18 protein-coding genes and 1 tRNA gene are annotated in these 15,490 nt (G+C 67.3%); 6 read left to right on the forward strand and 13 right to left on the reverse strand.

What is annotated here, in order from left to right:
• Positions 1–14: 14 nt before the first annotated feature.
• From ureC to ASG79_RS02950, 7 genes are all read right to left on the reverse strand, one after another.
• Complete coding sequence (ureC, locus tag ASG79_RS02920) at positions 15–1,745, reverse strand: urease subunit alpha (RefSeq protein ID WP_056388333.1); 1,731 nt, start codon at positions 1,743–1,745, stop codon at positions 15–17.
• Positions 1,742–2,080: an urease subunit beta gene (locus tag ASG79_RS02925; RefSeq protein WP_018770907.1), complete on the reverse strand. Its 339-nt coding sequence runs from the start codon at positions 2,078–2,080 to the stop codon at positions 1,742–1,744. Before ASG79_RS02925 ends, ureC begins: the two co-directional genes overlap by 4 nt.
• 11 nt (positions 2,081–2,091) lie before the next feature.
• A complete protein-coding gene (locus tag ASG79_RS02930; RefSeq protein ID WP_026266013.1) occupies positions 2,092–2,394 on the reverse strand; it encodes an urease subunit gamma in 303 nt (100 codons plus the stop codon).
• Positions 2,395–2,509: 115 nt separating this feature from the next.
• A complete protein-coding gene (locus tag ASG79_RS02935) occupies positions 2,510–3,061 on the reverse strand; it encodes a cysteine hydrolase family protein (RefSeq protein WP_056388334.1) in 552 nt (183 codons plus the stop codon).
• 78 nt (positions 3,062–3,139) lie between these two features.
• Positions 3,140–4,144, reverse strand: a complete 1,005-nt coding sequence (locus ASG79_RS02940) for a LacI family DNA-binding transcriptional regulator (protein WP_018770910.1) — start codon at positions 4,142–4,144, stop codon at positions 3,140–3,142.
• Entirely contained in the window at positions 4,144–4,731 is a 588-nt protein-coding gene (locus ASG79_RS02945; protein ID WP_056388335.1) for an HhH-GPD-type base excision DNA repair protein, read from the reverse strand. Before ASG79_RS02945 ends, ASG79_RS02940 begins: the two co-directional genes overlap by 1 nt.
• A 62-nt stretch (positions 4,732–4,793) precedes the next feature.
• Complete coding sequence (locus ASG79_RS02950; RefSeq protein ID WP_018770912.1) at positions 4,794–6,320, reverse strand: alpha-N-arabinofuranosidase; 1,527 nt, start codon at positions 6,318–6,320, stop codon at positions 4,794–4,796.
• Between the two features lie 453 nt (positions 6,321–6,773).
• Between ASG79_RS02950 and ASG79_RS02955 the strand changes: the two genes are divergently transcribed.
• Positions 6,774–7,574: an ANTAR domain-containing protein gene (locus ASG79_RS02955; RefSeq protein WP_018770913.1), complete on the forward strand. Its 801-nt coding sequence runs from the start codon at positions 6,774–6,776 to the stop codon at positions 7,572–7,574.
• Between the two features lie 5 nt (positions 7,575–7,579).
• Here ASG79_RS02955 and ASG79_RS02960 read toward each other — a convergent pair whose 3' ends face one another.
• The 5 genes from ASG79_RS02960 to ASG79_RS02980 form a co-directional block, all read right to left on the reverse strand.
• Positions 7,580–8,353 (reverse strand): anti-sigma factor, encoded by a 774-nt coding sequence (locus ASG79_RS02960; RefSeq protein WP_056388337.1) that lies wholly within the window; start codon positions 8,351–8,353, stop codon positions 7,580–7,582.
• On the reverse strand, positions 8,340–8,918 hold the full coding sequence (locus ASG79_RS02965; protein ID WP_018770915.1) for an RNA polymerase sigma factor: 579 nt from the start codon (positions 8,916–8,918) through the stop codon (positions 8,340–8,342). Before ASG79_RS02965 ends, ASG79_RS02960 begins: the two co-directional genes overlap by 14 nt.
• A gap of 67 nt (positions 8,919–8,985) precedes the next feature.
• A complete protein-coding gene (locus ASG79_RS23970; RefSeq protein ID WP_156400151.1) occupies positions 8,986–9,741 on the reverse strand; it encodes a class F sortase in 756 nt (251 codons plus the stop codon).
• A gap of 111 nt (positions 9,742–9,852) precedes the next feature.
• Complete coding sequence (locus ASG79_RS02975) at positions 9,853–10,689, reverse strand: DUF4397 domain-containing protein (protein WP_056388339.1); 837 nt, start codon at positions 10,687–10,689, stop codon at positions 9,853–9,855.
• A 119-nt stretch (positions 10,690–10,808) separates the two neighbouring features.
• Entirely contained in the window at positions 10,809–11,828 is a 1,020-nt protein-coding gene (locus ASG79_RS02980; protein ID WP_018770918.1) for a LacI family DNA-binding transcriptional regulator, read from the reverse strand.
• A 133-nt stretch (positions 11,829–11,961) separates the two neighbouring features.
• Here ASG79_RS02980 and ASG79_RS02985 point away from each other — a divergent pair, with 133 nt between their 5' ends.
• The 3 genes from ASG79_RS02985 (at position 11,962) to ASG79_RS02995 (ending at position 13,458) form a co-directional block, all read left to right on the forward strand.
• A complete protein-coding gene (locus ASG79_RS02985) occupies positions 11,962–12,303 on the forward strand; it encodes a YciI family protein (RefSeq protein WP_056388341.1) in 342 nt (113 codons plus the stop codon).
• Positions 12,304–12,324: 21 nt separating this feature from the next.
• The gene (locus ASG79_RS02990) at positions 12,325–12,942 is read left to right on the forward strand and encodes a M23 family metallopeptidase (protein WP_056388343.1); all 618 of its coding nucleotides are present in this window, start codon (positions 12,325–12,327) and stop codon (positions 12,940–12,942) included.
• Between the two features lie 129 nt (positions 12,943–13,071).
• Positions 13,072–13,458, forward strand: a complete 387-nt coding sequence (locus tag ASG79_RS02995) for a VOC family protein (RefSeq protein WP_018770921.1) — start codon at positions 13,072–13,074, stop codon at positions 13,456–13,458.
• A 109-nt stretch (positions 13,459–13,567) separates the two neighbouring features.
• On the opposite strand, the gene ASG79_RS03000 is transcribed toward ASG79_RS02995, so the two are convergent.
• Positions 13,568–13,640, reverse strand: a tRNA-Lys gene (locus tag ASG79_RS03000).
• 210 nt (positions 13,641–13,850) lie between these two features.
• On the opposite strand from ASG79_RS03000, the gene ASG79_RS03005 reads away from it, so the two are divergent.
• Both ASG79_RS03005 and ASG79_RS03010 read left to right on the forward strand, forming a co-directional pair.
• Complete coding sequence (locus tag ASG79_RS03005; RefSeq protein ID WP_018770922.1) at positions 13,851–14,510, forward strand: hypothetical protein; 660 nt, start codon at positions 13,851–13,853, stop codon at positions 14,508–14,510.
• A 361-nt stretch (positions 14,511–14,871) separates the two neighbouring features.
• Positions 14,872–15,489 carry a DUF47 domain-containing protein gene (locus ASG79_RS03010; RefSeq protein WP_018770923.1) on the forward strand — a complete coding sequence of 206 codons (618 nt, stop codon included), beginning with the start codon at positions 14,872–14,874 and terminating at the stop codon, positions 15,487–15,489.
• Position 15,490 lies beyond the last annotated feature (1 nt).

Below are 15,490 nucleotides of genomic sequence, written 5' to 3' on the forward strand. Positions count from 1 at the left end.
GGCTCCGGTGGGGTCTAGAACAGGAAATAACGCTGGGCCATGGGCAGGACGTCCGCGGGTTCGCAGGTGACGTCCTCGCCGTCGACCGTTACCTGGTACGTTTCCGGGTCCACCTGGATGTCGGGGGTGGCGTCGTTGTACTTGAGATCGGCCTTGGTGAGGGTCCGGATGCCGGAGACGGCCCGGATGACCTTTTCCAGCCCCAGTTCCTGGGGTACCCCGGCGTCGATCGCGCACTGGGACAGGAAGGTGATGGAGGACTGCTGCATGGCTTTGCCGAACGTGGCGAACATGGGCCGCATGGTGCGGGGCTGGGGAGTGGGGATGGAGGCGTTCGCGTCCCCCATCAGTGCGTAGGCGATCTGCCCGCCTTTGAGCACCAGCTCGGGTTTGACGCCGAAGAACGCGGGATCCCAGAGGACCAGGTCCGCAAACTTGCCAACCTCCAGCGACCCCACGGAGTCGGCGATGCCCTGGGCGATGGCGGGGTTGATGGTGTATTTCGCCACGTAGCGCTTGAGCCGGAAGTTGTCGCTGCCCGCGCTGCCATGGATTCCGGCGGCGGGATCTTCCAACACCCCGCGCTGCTTCTTCATCTTGTCCGCCACCTGCCACGTGCGGGTGATCACCTCGCCCACCCGGCCCATTGCCTGGGAGTCGGAGGAGGTGATGGAGAAGATGCCCAGGTCCTGCAGGACGTCCTCGGCGGCGATTGTTTCAGCCCGGATCCGGGAATCGGCAAAGGCCACGTCCTCGGGGATGTCCGGGTTGAGGTGGTGGCACACCATGAGCATGTCCAGGTGCTCTTCGATGGTGTTCCGCGTATAGGGCAGCGTGGGGTTGGTGGAGGCCGGCAGGACATTGGGCATGCCGGCAATCTTGATGATGTCCGGGGCGTGGCCGCCGCCGGCACCCTCCGTGTGGAAGGTGTGGATAACGCGGCCGTCGATGGCGCGGATGGTGTCCTCCACGAATCCGCACTCATTCAACGTGTCGGTGTGGATGGCCACCTGGACGTCGTACTCGTCCGCCACCTTCAGGGAGGTATCGATGGAGGAGGTGGTGGACCCCCAGTCCTCGTGGACTTTCAGCCCGATGGCACCGGCGCGGATCTGCTCGGCCAAAGGTTCGACGGCGGACGCGTGGCCTTTCCCGAACAGCCCGATGTTGATGGGCAGCCCCTCAGCCGCCTGCAGCATCCGCTGGATGTGCCACTTTCCGGGTGTGACGGTGGTGGCCTTGGTGCCTTCGGCAGGGCCGGTGCCGCCGCCGATCATGGTGGTCACCCCGCTGGCCAGGGCCGTGGGCACCTGGTCCGGGGAGATGAAGTGGATGTGGGTGTCGATTCCGCCGGCAGTGAGGATCTTCCGTTCGCCGGCGATGATTTCGGTGCTGGCCCCGATGACGATGTCCACGCCGTCGGTGATCTGCGGGTTCCCGGCTTTGCCGATGCGGAAGATATGCCCGTCCTTGAGTGCCACGTCCGCTTTGTAGATGCCGGTGTAGTCCAGGACCACCGCGTTGGTGATGACGGTGTCGGGAATGTCCTCGTCGCGGGTGGCCTGGCCGTTCTGGCCCATGCCGTCGCGGATTACCTTGCCGCCACCGAACACTACTTCCTCACCGTAGACGGTGAGGTCCTGTTCGATCTCGAGGAACAGGTCGGTGTCCGCCAGGCGGATCCTGTCACCGGCGGTGGGCCCGTACAGGTCCGCATACTGCCGGCGCGGGATCTCGAAGCTCACTGGACGTCCCCTTCCTGGCGGGTGCCGCCGTCGAGCTTTCCGTTGACCGCGTTGCTGAGCCCGAACACCTCGCGGCGCCCGGCCAGTTCGATCAGCCGCACGCTCCGGGAGTCGCCCGGCTCAAACCGCGCAGCCGTTCCCGCAGGAATGTCCAGGCGCCGGCCGTAGGCGGCGTCCCGGTCGAAGGACAAGGCAGCGTTGGCCTCAGCGAAGTGGAAGTGGGAACCCACCTGGACGGGCCGGTCGCCGGTGTTGGTCACGGCCACCTCGATCGCGTCCCTGCCCGCGTTCGCGGTCACGGGCTCCGGCCGGAGAACGTACTCGCCTGGGATCATTGCGGCTCTCCTTAGCGGATGGGGTTGTGGACGGTGACGAGCTTGGTGCCGTCGGGGAAGGTGGCCTCGATCTGCACGTCGTGGATCATTTCCGGCACGCCCTCCATGACGTCCTCGCGGCTGAGGAGGGTGGTGCCGTAGCTCATGAGATCGGCAACGGTCCTGCCGTCCCTGGCGCCCTCGATCAGTTCATAGCTGATGATGGCCACGGCCTCCGGGTAATTAAGTTTCAGGCCGCGGGACTGCCGGCGCCGGGCCAGGTCCGCGGCCACCACGATCATGAGCTTTTCTTGCTCACGCGGCATCAGATGCATGGATTTCCCTTCGACGGCCAACGGCGTGGGCTCCAGCGTAGACCCGGCACGTTTCCGCCAGGTTTCAGCAGCATCAGGCCGGTCTATCCGGAGCCTGTTTGCTGACCGGTGGGGCCTACTTGCTGAGCCCGGAAAGGATCTCCCCGCTGGACTGGACGGGCTGGCGGTAGGTAGCGGAAAGGATGCGGAGCATGTCGGCGGCGTCCTGGTCGGCTTCGGAGGCCATGGCGTCCCTGGCATACGTCACGCGGATGTTGTGCGCGAATGCATCGGCGGCGGTCTGGGCAATGCAGTTGTGGGTTGAGACGCCCGCGAGCACCACCTGGTCGGCTCCCCAGTTCCGCAGCCGGGCCAGCAGGTTGGTGCCCACGAAGGCGCTGTCGCGGGTCTTGTTCAGCTGGGGCAGGTCTTCGGTGATGAGCCCCGGCACGGACTGGGCCTGTTCACTGCCGCGGAAGATGAACCCCTGGTCGTCGTCGAGCATGCTGAGGGTCCAGGTGGATTTGTCCCGCTCGTGTTCGGTGCCCACCAGCAGCGCCTTGTGGCCGGCGGCCTTGAACCCTTCCAGCAGCCGGTTGCACTTGCTGACCACCCGTTCCCGCTGGGCTGCCAGTTCGGGGGTTTCGAAGAAAGCGTTCTGCATGTCGATGACCAGGAGGGCAATCATGGCGGCACCTTTCCGTCTCTTGAACCGGTGGCATAGGAGTACCCGCTTGCGGAGCAGGCGAAACCTGGCCGCCCGGAACTACGGCGCGGACTCGCGGATCTTTAGTTCGAACCCGGCCTCCACGTGCACGCCCGCCCCGGATGTCTCGCGCCCGGCGATCCGGTCCAGCAGCAGGCCGATGGACCGTTCCGCGATCTCGTCCATGCCCGGCGAGACGGTGGTCAGGGACGGGGACGCGAACCGGGCTTCGTCGATGTCGTCAAAGCCTGCCACGGCCACGTCCTGGGGCACCTTAACCCCGCGGATCAGGAGTTCGTGCAATGCGCCGAGTGCCAGCACGTCGTTCAGCCCGAAGACGGCGTCGAACTCCACGCCGGATGCCAGGAGGCCGGCCACGGCGGCGGCGCCGGTGTCGCGGCGCCACTCCGCAGGCACCACCAGGGCAGGGTCGAACGCGATGCCGGCTGCCTCCAGCGCCTTCCGGTATCCGTTCAGGCGCAGGCCCCCGCTGCCGGAGGTCTCCCCGGCGTTCGCCCCGATCACGGCAATGCGGCGGCGGCCGCCGGCCAGCAGGTGCGCCGTGAGCGCCGCCGCGGCTTCCCCGTTCTTCATCGTGACCAGGTCGAAGCGGGGATCCATGATGTGCTCGCCGAGCATCACCAGCGGCTTGCTGCCGGCACGCGCGGAAATGGCCTCCGCGTCAACCATCAGCGGCGTGAACAGCAGGCCGTCGGTGAGCTGCCGGAACGTCCCCTGCAGGGCGCCCAGTTCAGCGGCCGCTTCCGCGTCGGACTGCTCCACCAGCACCCGGTAACCCCGGCGGGAAGCGGCCTTCATCAGCCTGGACGCCAGCTCGGCGTAGTACGGGGCGGAGAGGTCGGACAGGACCAGCCCCAGCATGGAAGTCTTGCCGGACCGGAGGCTGCGCGCCGTGAGGTTGGCTTCGTAGCCCAGCTCCGCAATGGCATCCTGCACCCGCTGCTTGGTGGCCGGACGGATGAATTCGTAGTCGTTCAGGACGTTGGAAACGGTCTTGAGGGAAACGCCCGCCGCCCGTGCGACGTCGTTCATGGTGACTGCCATTAACGTTCTTTTCCTGCTTTCGCCGCTGCTTTGGCGGCCTGCTTGCTGGCGCGCACTCTTGCCAGGGATTCCGGGTCCACGATGTCTGCCACTGACAGGTAGCTGCCGTCCTCACCATAGTGTCCCGCGGCTTCACGCCATCCCGGCGCATTCAGGCCGCGCTGCTTGCCCAGGAGGGCCAGGAAGATTTTCGCCTTCTGCTCGCCGAATCCGGGCAGGGCCTTGAGGCGGCGCAGCACCTCGGCCCCGTCCGGTGACCCTTTGGTCCAGATGGCCGCGGCGTCCCCGTCCCACTCGCTCTGGACGGCCTCGGCCAACGCCTGCACCCGGGCGGCCATGGAACCGGGGAAGCGGTGTACGGCGGGCCGTTCCTTGAACATCTCCACAAACGCCTGGGGGTCCTGCGCGGCGATGGCCTCCGGCTTAAGCGACCCGATCCGGCTGCGGATCTTCTCGGGCCCGGCAAAGGCCGATTCCATCGTCACCTGCTGGTCCAGCAGCATGCCGGTCAGCAGGGCGAAGTCGTCCTCGCTCAACAACTTGTCCGCGGCGGGATCGCCCGTGATGTGCAGTTCCATGCCGTCCATCCTCCCACCTGCGGCCCGCCGTCGTCATAAGGGCGCCCCTGCCCTCCCGCCCCCGGGGGGGGTCAGCTGTCCACGGACAGCCGGATCATGGACCAGGACACGGCGGGGAGTTCGGCGGTGAGCCTCCCGCCGTCCACCTTCACGGTGCCGTTTTCCGATGGCAGGACGGAGGTGGAATCGTCGGCGCTGGCCTGCCAGTACGGGTCCTTGTTGGCGTAGGTCACCGCCTCCAGCAACCGGACATCGCCCAGCCCGGCCACGGCTGCGTCAAGCGTCAGTGCCTGGCCGGCGGACCGGTTGACGGCGAACACCACGGCTTCGCCCTTGTCCGCGTCATACGTGGCGACGGCGGACAGGGCGGCGACGTCAGTTGTCGTGCCGCCGCTGACCAGTGGGGATTCGACGGCGAGTTGCAGGACGGTGCCGGAGGCGTGCCGTGAGGTCAGGGCGAAGGGGTGGAAGGTGGTCTGCTTCCAGGCGCGGCCGCCCGGCTCGGTCATGATGGGGGCGATGACGTTCACCAGCTGCGCCAGGCTGGCGGAGTGGACGCGGTCCGTGTTGCGGAGCAGCGTGACCAGCAGGTCCCCCACGACGACGGCGTCCGCCACCGTGTAGGTGTCCTCCAGCAGGACGGGGGCCACGGGCCAGTCCTTGCCGGTGGGCACCTTGGACTCGTCGCGGCTCATGTGCCAGACGTTCCACTCGTCGAAGGAGATGTTCACCTGCTTGGAGGATTTCTTGACCGACTTCACATGGTCGATGTGGCTGACGAGGTCGCGGATGAAGGCCTCCATCTTGTGTCCCGCGGCGAGGTGTTCCTGCAGGTCGCCGAAGTCCTCGAAGTACTGGTGCGCCGAGATCAGGTCCACCAGCTCGTAGGTCTCCGTCAAAACCACGCGTTCCCACTCACCGAAAGTCGGCATGGTGGGCCCTGAACTGCCGCAGGCCACCAACTCCACGTCCGGCTGCATCATGCGCATGGCACGGGCAGTGTCGGCGGCCAGGCGGCCGTATTCCAGCGCGTTCTTGTGGCCGATCTGCCAGGGGCCATCCATTTCGTTGCCCAGGCACCACATCCTGATGCCATAGCCGTCCCGGGCACCGTTCGCCTGGCGCTGGCCGGCCAGCGCCGTGCCGGCGTCGATGTTGCAGTACTCCAGGAGGTCCAGCGCCTCCTGGACCCCGCGGGTGCCCAGGTTCACCGCCATCATGGGTTCAACGCCGGCCTTGGCGGACCACGTGGCGAACTCGTCCACGCCCACCGTGTTGGGATCGGTGGAGTGCCAGGCCAGGTCCAGGCGCACGGGCCGCTGGTCAACCGGGCCCACCCCGTCCTCCCAGCGGTAGCCGGACACAAAGTTGCCGCCGGGGTAGCGGACGGTGGATACCCCCAGTTCGCGGGTGAGCGCGAGGACGTCCCTCCGGAACCCGTCGTCGTCGGCATCCGGGTGGTCAGGTTCAAAGATGCCGGTGTAGACGCACCGGCCTAGGTGCTCAACAAAGGCACCGAACGTACGACGGCGGACCGGCCCCACGGTGAACGACGGGTCGACGGTGATTTTTGCTGCGGCGGGTTCTGGCTGGGTCACGAAGGCATCCTCGGCTTAGTTTTTACAACGTTATAGAAACTATTGTTGGGGGGCCCGCCTCGGGAGTCAAGTGCTCCGTTGACCGGGCGGCAGCGCGGCCACACCCCTGGGCCGCCAAGCGACCCGCTTCCCACCTGCGGCAACACGCCTGAGGGGTTCCGCAGGGCGCGCCCAAGTACTCCCTAATCGGAAAAACAGGTACTGGTTACGCATCCACTGGGGGCTGGACGGCCATTAGGTTTTTCACAGAGACAAGACCTGTTCTGCTTTCCGGTACTTGGCTCACTAGGGGGTGTGAGACTGGCAATGCATGCACGACAGGTAAACCCAGGCTTCCCGGTTCATAGGACCCGGGTACTAAGCGGGGCCGGCGACGAGGAGTCCTTTGAGACCAAGGGCTCTCCCCCAGCCGTCGCCGGCCCTCTTTCCGCAGCGAACACCCGCAGGACGCGCGTGCCCCATCCGGAGCCGCGCGGCCGTGAACGCGGTGCACCCCGGAACCCCGCCCTCGTGCTGGACCTGGTCAACGACGCCCAGACCCTCTCCGATTCCCTTAGGCTGCTGGTGGCCGCCTCGGCTGACCATGTGGCCGCCACCGCCGGGATTGACGTGGGCTGCGGCCTGGTGCTGCACCAGGCCAAGCGGACTCCTGCCATAACGGGCACCACCGGTGAAGTAGTGCGGATGCTGGACTGGGAACGGGAAATGGACGAGGGGCCGGTAACTGACGTCATGTCAGGCGGGCACCCCGTCGCGGTGCTCCAGCGGAACGGGGATTTCCGGTGGCAGCACTATTCGTCGCAGTTGCAGTTATCTGGGTTCGGCAGTGCCCTTGCCGTACGGCTCCGCCTGGAAGCGGACCCCGCGGAAGATGACCAAACGATCGGCAGCAGTGGCCCCGGCAGGACCGCCGCCGCACTTGCCTTCTTCGCGCACGACTCGAAGGCTTTCCCGCTGCAGGCCATCGCCGAGGCACGCACCTTTGCCGCCCTGGCAGCCAAGAGCCTGCAGATGGCCATCAACCTGCACTCCGCCCGCTCGCTGGCCACCGACCTCCGTTCGGCCCTGGACAGCCGCACCTCCATCAACGTTGCCTGCGGCGTGATCATGGCCCAGAACAGGTGCTCGTACCAGGAGGCCTTCTCCATCCTTGCCAAGGCTTCCAGCCACCGGAACATCAAGCTGCGCAAGGTGGCGGAGGAACTGCTGGAGCGGTTGCCGGAAGGTGCCCCGCACTCACACTTCGGCGGCTGACCGCGTCAGGATGACAGGGTGCCCCTGGCGATGCTCACGCTGGAGTGCGCAGGATTGCCGTCCATCGGTTCGTCGGAAACATCCACCACCGGGTACTGGGAGAGGTCCAGGCCGGTGGGCACCTGGAACGTTCCGGATGTGGAGTTCATGACGCCCAGGCTGACCAGCCGGGAAAGGTCCGGCGCAATCAGCCACACCTCCTGGTAACCCTTGGCTTCATCCTTGTCCAGGCTGATTTCCAGGTTGCGGGAACCGTCGGGCGCCGTCACCACCTTGGCCGATCCTGCGGCGGAGTGCTGCGCCAGCGGCGCCAGCTGGGCAGAGGCCAGCTGCTGGGGCTGGGGCGGACGGGTCAAGGTCAACACCGCACCAACCACCACCAGGACGGCTGCGGCTGCAGCTGCCACCCACGTACCGGGGCGCTGCCACCAGGCACCTTTGGTCCGCCGGCGGACAGGGATGACGTTCGACGGCGGCGCGTCCGCAGGTGCGGCCGCCGGACCCGCGCTGTTTCCCTTGGCGGCGTCCGCCGCCAGCGGATCCTCCCGCACGGACCCCGAAAGGCCCAGTTCCCGGTGGATTCCAGCCCATACCTGTGGCCCGGGCACGGCCAGGCGACTGGTGTCCGGTGCGGTCTTCACCGCGTCCACCGTGCGGCGCAGGGCGGCAAAATCGGCGGCGCACTCGGGGCAGGCAGCCAGGTGCTCCCGGGCACCCGGGTCCTCCCAGCCGTCGTAAAGTGCCAGGAGGCTCAACTGTTCCGGATCAAGATGCGGCATGGTCTACCTCCAATCTGCTTCGCAGGTGCGACAGGCTCCTGCGGATGTGGCTCTTGACCGTACCAAGGGGAAGGCCCAGTTTGCGTGAAATCTGCTCGTGGGTCAGGTCCTCGTAAAAGGCGAGCTTCATGATGGACCCCTGGGGCTCGCCCAGCCTCTCCAGTTCGCCGTCCAGGAGCAGCCTGTCCGCCAGCATTTCCGCCGCCTCTGTTCCCGTTCCGGCGTCTTCTCCCATACCGGCTCCGGCCGCGGCGAAGGCCTTGCGTGCTTCCCGGGCTGCCGCCGAATGGGCATCGGTGATGGCGTTCCGGGTGATTCCCACGATCCACGCCGGCAGCCTGGCCACTTGCGGGTTGAAGGTACTCCGCGAACGCCAGGCCCGGATGAAGACCTCCTGGGTCACGTCGTCCGCCGCTGCCCTGTCCGGCAGGGAACGCAAGGCAAGGGTGTGCACCAGGGGCGCGAACTCACGGTAGGCCGCTGCCAGGGCGTGCTCATCCCCGGCCAGGAAGGAGTCGGTCAGTGCGTCATCCCATCCGCGGAAAGCGTGCCCGGGAAGCGTCACAGGCAACTCCTTCCCGGCGTCGGCGCACGAGTTACATGGCTGGCCACCGGTGATGCAAAAACCAGGTTCATGCAGGAACTGCGGTGACAATGACATTGTCGCTGTAGTCCATCCGCTCGTCCAGCCATCGGCCGCCGCAGGTGACCAGCTTGAGTTCGTGTGGGCCGGACCGGCGGAACAGGGCGCCGCCGTCGAACTTGTCCTTTGCCATCAGTTCCACTCCCACCACCCGGTAGGCGAGCGGCGCGGCCCCATCCCTGCCCACGCGGATGAGGATTCCCGGCGAGAGGGACTTCAATGCCGAGAACGGTGCCCGGTCGGACGTGGTGTCGATATGGCCGGCGATGACGGCGGTTCCCTCGGCGGCTCCCGGGGCCGGACCGAATTTGTACCAGGCCGCCCGGTCGAAGGCGTCAGGGATTTCCATCGCTCCGCCGCCGGAAACTCCCCCGGGCACCACCGGCATGTCGATGGCAGTGCCCGCCACGGTCAGTGATGTTGGTGCCGGCACCACCGCCGCGGCGGTTGGAGCCGCGGGCCGGACCGGGATGGCCCCGGTGGGAGGTACAGCGGAGCCGGCAGGGGCCGGCGCCCCCGGCGAGGGCGCCGGCTCGTGAGAGCCGGTTGCCGCGGCAACCGTGGAGGGGGCCGCCTGCCCGGCAGAACCGGTGGGACCCGCAGAACCAGTGTGACCGGGGGAACCAGTGGGACGGGCAGGACCGCAGCCGGACAAAACCAACGCGGCAGCCACCATCGCTGCCGCCGCGCCGCCTGCCGGATGGCGACGGCGGTACCCGGGTGCCGGCGTCGTGCCTGCCATCATGCCTGCCGCCTCCCTTCCATGTATGCCGGCCATTGGCGGGGCCGGCGCAGGGGCCCGTCCGTAGCCGGCCGGGCCCCTGCGGTGTGGTCCTTCAGCGGGCGTCTGGCCCGGTTACAGTTCCGCCCGCCGTGCGCGGACCGCGCGGGCTGCGCCCACCGCCCCCGCGAGGAGGGCCAGCGCTGCCAGGCCAAACCCGGCGGTGGCAACGGCAGGGCCCGCTCCACCGGCATCCGCGGACCCGTCAAGGGCACCCGGCACAGAGGCCGGTGCGGAATGCAGGCCCTCGATGGTCTGGACTGCAAGCTTCAGGTTCTGGTCGGCCAGGCTGCCCCAGGCGTAGACGATGGTGTGGGTACCTTCAGCCACCGCCACGTCGGCCGGGCCGATCACCGGGGTGGTGGTGCCTGCGGCAGCCACCGCGGCCGGGACGGTGCCGGGATCCAGGGTCAGGGTCTTTTCGTTCGGGTTGGCCAGGTTGGTGACAACGGCGGTGCCGCCTGCCAGGACATCGACGGCGGGGGCTGCGGCTGCGTGCCGGACCGTCAGTTTGCCCTTCCCGGCGGGAATTTGGGACACGTCGTTGGTGAACAGGCTGGCGGTGGGCTTGCCATCGGCGCCGAGGTGGGCTGCGGCCGTGTAGTTTCCGTTGGCGGCAAGGGTGACGCTCACCGGACCAATGGCCGGCGCGGAGGCGTTGGCGGCATCGGCTGCCGTGATGGCGATTTCGTAGGTGCCGGCCGGAAGGGCCAGTGGCCCTGCAAGGGTTCCGGGGGCAAAGTCATCCAGGGTGCGGTCACCGTTGACCCAAACGTCCACGGTCAGTCCGGGAACGCCATGCAGCACGGACAGCTGGGCATCCCCGTCTGCTGCGTGGGCGGGACCGGCCAGAGCGATTGCGGCTGCAATGGCTGCTGCACCGGCACCTGCGGTGAAGATTTTGTTGCGCATGTCCATCTCCTTGAAGGGCCCGGCTGACGGGCGTTTTTTGCTGACACTCCTACTACCGGCGCAGCCCCGGATTTGGATGCAGAATCATGGAGATTTTTTTGGCACTTGGTGCCGTCCGCCTAGGCGCGCGCTGGAGCGGCGGTGCTGGCACGCAGGACCAGCTCCGGCGGGACCACAGTGGAACTCACCGCGGCACCCGACTCGATTTCCTTCAGCATGATGTCCATGCAGCGGCGTCCCAGCTCCTCGAAGTCCTGGCGGACGGTGGTCAGCGGCGGCGTGAAGTACCCCGCCTCCGGCTGGTCGTCGAAGCCCACCACGGAGACGTCGTCGGGCACCCTGACCCCCGCCTCGGTGAACGCGCGCAGCAGGCCCAGGGCCATCTGGTCGTTTCCAACGAAGATGGCCGTGGCCCTGAGCCCGGAGGCCAGCTTGCGGCCGATCGCGTAACCGCTGCCCGCGCTCCAGTCCCCCTCAACCAGCAGGGAATCGTCCAGGCCGGCATCCCGGAGGGCAGCACGCCACCCCTCAGCGCGCTCAGCGCCGTCCGTCCAGTCAGGCGGGCCGGCGATGTGCCCGATCTGCCGGTGCCCCTCACTGATGAGATGTTCGACGGCGAGCCTGGCGCCTGCACGCTGGTCCACCATCGCACCGCTGACGGAAGCGCTGCCGGCCGAGCCCACTGCCACCACGGGCACGGGAAGATTCATCTGCTCCAGCACTGCGAGGGTGTCCGAGTGCGGCACCAGCACGGCGATCCCGTCCACGGCCTGGTCCATGAAGTGGCCCACGGCGTTGGAGATGGCATCCCGGCTGATTTCCCGCAGGGCCGCGATACTGACAAAGTAACCGGCGTTGCGGGCGGCATGTTCAACCCCCAGCAGGGTGTTGGCCGGGCCGTACTGCGAAAGCTCGCTTGCCAGCACGCCAATGGTCTGCGAGCGCCGGGTGACCAGGCTCCGGGCCGCGGTGTTGCGCCGGTACCCCAGTTCGGCAATGGCGGCCTCCACCTTTTCCCGGGTCGCCTTGCTGACGTTGGGATGGTTGTTCACCACCCGGGAGACGGTCTGGTGGGAGACCCCCGCCACCTTGGCCACGTCTTCCAGGCGCGGCATCCGGCCCTTGCTGGTATTTGCCATGAGCCTATTGTGCCTGTTGCAGCCCCCGCGGCGGCGTCCCCGGGCGCCGGCACAGCGCGCCTGAATCCTTGCGCGGCAGCGGAGCGATGGGAAGGATGAAGCTGATCGACTTGCCAACGAAGGAGCCGTGAGAATGACCAAATACCTGATCTCGTTTCCCAGCGGCGCCATGGACATCCCGGATGGTGGCCTGCAGGCCGTAGCGGACGCCGCGCATGCCGTGGTCCAGGAGGCGAAGGACGCCGGCGTCTGGGTGTTCGGCGGCGGCATCGACGAGAGCGTTCCGCCCGTGATGGTCGACGGCGACGGTACGGTGAGCGAAGGCACCTACCCCCAGACGGCGCAGATCGAAGGCGGCTACACAGTGCTGGAACTGCCCGGCTACGAAGCCGCACTGCACTGGGCCGCGAAGATCGCCGCGGCCTGCCGCTGCGCACAGGAAGTGCGCGCCTTCCAGTACGATCCCGCCAGCTGACCCATCAAGCCCCGCCAAACCATGCCTGCGGCGACCCCTGCGGACCTGGAGTATCCGTTCACCGGTCCCTGGCTGGTGCAGAATTCTCCAGCCAACCGGATCCCCAGCCACGGGACACGGCTTTTCGCCACGAGCCACGCCATCGACTTCACCCCGCTGGACCGGAACGGGCGGTCTGCGCCGGTCACCCTGGCGTCGCTGTTCCGGCCCGAGCCGCCGGAGCAGTTCGTGGGGTTTGGCAGGGCTGTGACAGCCCCAGCCTCCGGTATTGTCCTCGCCGCCCATGACGGGGAGCCGGACCATGCCGCCTTCCGCGGCTTTCCATCCATTCGTTACGCCGCTTCGCAGGCCAGGCGGGTGCGGGAGGGATGGCCGGGCCTTGCAGGCAACCACGTGATCATCGGGAGCGGCGCGGTGTTCATCGCCCTGTGCCACCTGCAGCGCGGGAGCGTCCGCGTCCGGCCCGGCCAGCCGGTTGAGTGCGGGGAGATGGTAGGCCGCTGCGGCAACTCCGGCAACAGCACGGAACCGCATCTGCATGTGCAGGCCATGGATTCCGCCGATCCAGCCCGGGCTTCCGGCGTTCCCCTCTCGTTCCGCGGCGGACTGCCGCGCAACGGGAACATCGTGCATGCCTGAGGCGGGGGTTACCAAGGGCCGGAGCAATGGATGGGACCGGTCAGGGCCCGGCGGTGTGGGATCCCTTGCCCGCACACCTGCTTTCCGAGCAGGATTGACGCATCGAACGGTTGGGAAAAGGCGGGGGTCATGCGCTTGGTTCAGGTCGCTCAACACGCCAGTGATCTGCAGCGGGCAGCGGAGTTTTACAGCGCCTTGCTTTCGGCAAGATACACGGCCGTGTTCGATCCGCCCGGGCTGCTGTTCTTCGACCTTGACGGCGTACGGCTGTTGCTGGAGCAGGGCGCGCCGAGTTCGCTTCTCTATCTTGGCGTTCCCGATGTGAAGCGCACTGTGGAGCAACTCAAGGGCCGGGGAGTGGAAATAGTGGCCGAACCGCGGGTGATCTTCAGCCACGACGACGGCCTGCTGGGGCCCGCCGGCACGGAGGAGTGGATGGCATTCATCCGGGACAGCGAGGGAAACACCCTGGGGCTGGTCAGCCAGATTCCCCCGGCATCGCCATCCCGGCCGTGAGGCACCCAAACGCTTGCAGGCCGGCCCGCGGACGCCCGCGCAATAGTTGGCCACGGCCCTGAAACCACCGGCAGGCCAGAGGCTGGATGCCTCTGGCCTGCGTAAACGGTGGGCCCTGTGGGGCTCGAACCCACGACCCACGGATTAAAAGTCCGATGCTCTACCAACTGAGCTAAAGGCCCCTGCCGGCCAGCCAAACACGCTGTGTCTGCCCATCCGGCCCAATCCATTTCTGGACGTTAATACTCTAACCCATGGTTCCGGCGGCTTCGCACATGGCCCAGGCGCCGTCGTCGGACGCTTTCATCCCCCTTTTGACGCCTCTTCCCGCAGGTGAAGCCGGGCGCCGCAGACGCTCGATTTCCGCCGCGGCACAGGAGTAGCGTGGGGGCATGAGCGAGCAAGCAGGAACCAGTCCTTACGGCGGCAGCAACCGGCACCACAAGCCCAAGCCTTTCGCCCCGATGGATTTCGAGCCCTTCGCCGGCGGGGCCGATCCCGCCCGCGTCTCGGAGGCCGCCCACCTCGCCGCGCAGGCCCTGGTCCGCCACGGCCGGGACAGCGATGATCCGGTGGTCACCGAACGCCTCGTGAAGCTTGCCGACGAACAGGGCCTGGAGGCCATCGCCGAGATGTGGGCCGAGAGCCCGGCCCGCTCCCTTCCCGGCGCCCTATGGCGGCTTTACGCGCTGCGCGCTGCCACGGTCCAGGATCCGGAACGCATCTCGGTGTATTTCCGCGCGGGCCGGGACACCGCGCAGGTCTCCAACGTGGTGGCCGGCGCGGCTGAACCACCCGGCGCGGAGGAAATGCGCACCATGGCCGACGCAATCCTTTCCGGCGCGTTCGACGGCGATTTCGACGTCGCGCTGGAACGGTCCGCCGCCTTCTGCCGGGTAGTGGCGCTGGGCCAGGCCACCCTTGCCGACGGCGCCGAACACGCCAACGAGGCACACGCCAGCAAGCTGACCCGCAACTCCCACCAGTTGGTCAAGACCGCCGAGGACCTGGAGCACGCCGCCAACGCGTGGCGCCTGGGCGAACTGGACTGAGTGGCCGCCGGGACCGGGTAACCGGCCGTACAGGGCTGGTTGCTCGAGCCTGCCCGGCACCCCCCGGCGCTTATTTCCGGGACGAACAAGGGCGCCGCTGTCAAGATTGACTTGGGCCGGGTGAAGTAGAAGACTGAAACCGGTGCCGAGCCGCGAAACCCCCGGGCTTCAACAATTAGCCGCCTAGAGCGGCCTACCGCCGAGAGGCGTATCCGGTTCGGCACCATTTTTCTGCCCTCTTCAGGGTGGACAATTCAGAGGTGCTCTTTCGGGCCGGTAGAGTAGGCGACAGTTGCGCGCCGGAGTCAAGTCACACGGCAGCGACCCCCGCCTTGATAAGTCCCCGGAGACCGGTAAACACGTGAAGCTGCGCCTTTTCCCCCAGGAGCCCGCAGGGCTGAACCTGCTCTCGCAGATGGCACAACAGATCGTGCTGGCCACCGCCACCCTGGCCGAAATCCTTGGCGTACCCGCGGACGAGCACGGCAACCTCGTGGAGGACATGCACAACCTCGAGGCCAAGTCCGCCGAACTGCATTTCGCCCTGCTGACCCACATGCGCACCAGCTTCGTGAACCCGCTCCCCCGCGAGGACATGTACGCCCTCTCCCGGTACCTCAACGAGGCCATGGAGAAAATGGATGCCGCCGCGGAACTGGTGGCGCTGTACAAGCTGGACCGCCTGCCCAAGCGCGCCGCGGACCAGCTGGAGATCATCAGCCGGCAGGCCGAGCTGACGGTCGACGCCATGTGCAGGCTCAACAACCTGGATGACCTTGAGGACTACTGGATCGAGATCCTGCGCCTGGCCAAGCGTGCCGAGCGGACCCACCGGGTTTGGGTGGCGGACATGATCGCGGACATGAAATGGGCGCAGTACTCGCGCAACCGGGACATCGCCAACCAGCTGGTGGAGGTCACCAAGGACATGCGGCGGGTGGCCACCCAGGTAGGCAGCATCATCGTCAAGGAATCCTGAG

It is taken from the genome of Arthrobacter sp. Soil761 (assembly GCF_001428325.1).
Classification (GTDB): Bacteria; Actinomycetota; Actinomycetes; order Actinomycetales; family Micrococcaceae; genus Arthrobacter.

Coding starts and splice junctions, on each gene's coding strand:
- ASG79_RS02990 (WP_056388343.1), top strand. CDS start 12,325: ATGCCTGCGGCGACCCCTGCGGACCTGGAGTATCCGTTCACCGGTCCC.
- ASG79_RS03005 (WP_018770922.1), top strand. CDS start 13,851: ATGAGCGAGCAAGCAGGAACCAGTCCTTACGGCGGCAGCAACCGGCAC.
- ASG79_RS02995 (WP_018770921.1), top strand. CDS start 13,072: ATGCGCTTGGTTCAGGTCGCTCAACACGCCAGTGATCTGCAGCGGGCA.
- ASG79_RS02980 (WP_018770918.1), bottom strand. CDS start 11,828: ATGGCAAATACCAGCAAGGGCCGGATGCCGCGCCTGGAAGACGTGGCC.
- ASG79_RS02945 (WP_056388335.1), bottom strand. CDS start 4,731: ATGGACGGCATGGAACTGCACATCACGGGCGATCCCGCCGCGGACAAG.
- ASG79_RS02940 (WP_018770910.1), bottom strand. CDS start 4,144: ATGGCAGTCACCATGAACGACGTCGCACGGGCGGCGGGCGTTTCCCTC.
- ASG79_RS02960 (WP_056388337.1), bottom strand. CDS start 8,353: ATGCCGCATCTTGATCCGGAACAGTTGAGCCTCCTGGCACTTTACGAC.
- ASG79_RS02930 (WP_026266013.1), bottom strand. CDS start 2,394: ATGCATCTGATGCCGCGTGAGCAAGAAAAGCTCATGATCGTGGTGGCC.
- ASG79_RS02985 (WP_056388341.1), top strand. CDS start 11,962: ATGACCAAATACCTGATCTCGTTTCCCAGCGGCGCCATGGACATCCCG.
- ASG79_RS02925 (WP_018770907.1), bottom strand. CDS start 2,080: ATGATCCCAGGCGAGTACGTTCTCCGGCCGGAGCCCGTGACCGCGAAC.
- ASG79_RS02935 (WP_056388334.1), bottom strand. CDS start 3,061: ATGATTGCCCTCCTGGTCATCGACATGCAGAACGCTTTCTTCGAAACC.
- ASG79_RS23970 (WP_156400151.1), bottom strand. CDS start 9,741: ATGATGGCAGGCACGACGCCGGCACCCGGGTACCGCCGTCGCCATCCG.
- ASG79_RS02975 (WP_056388339.1), bottom strand. CDS start 10,689: ATGCGCAACAAAATCTTCACCGCAGGTGCCGGTGCAGCAGCCATTGCA.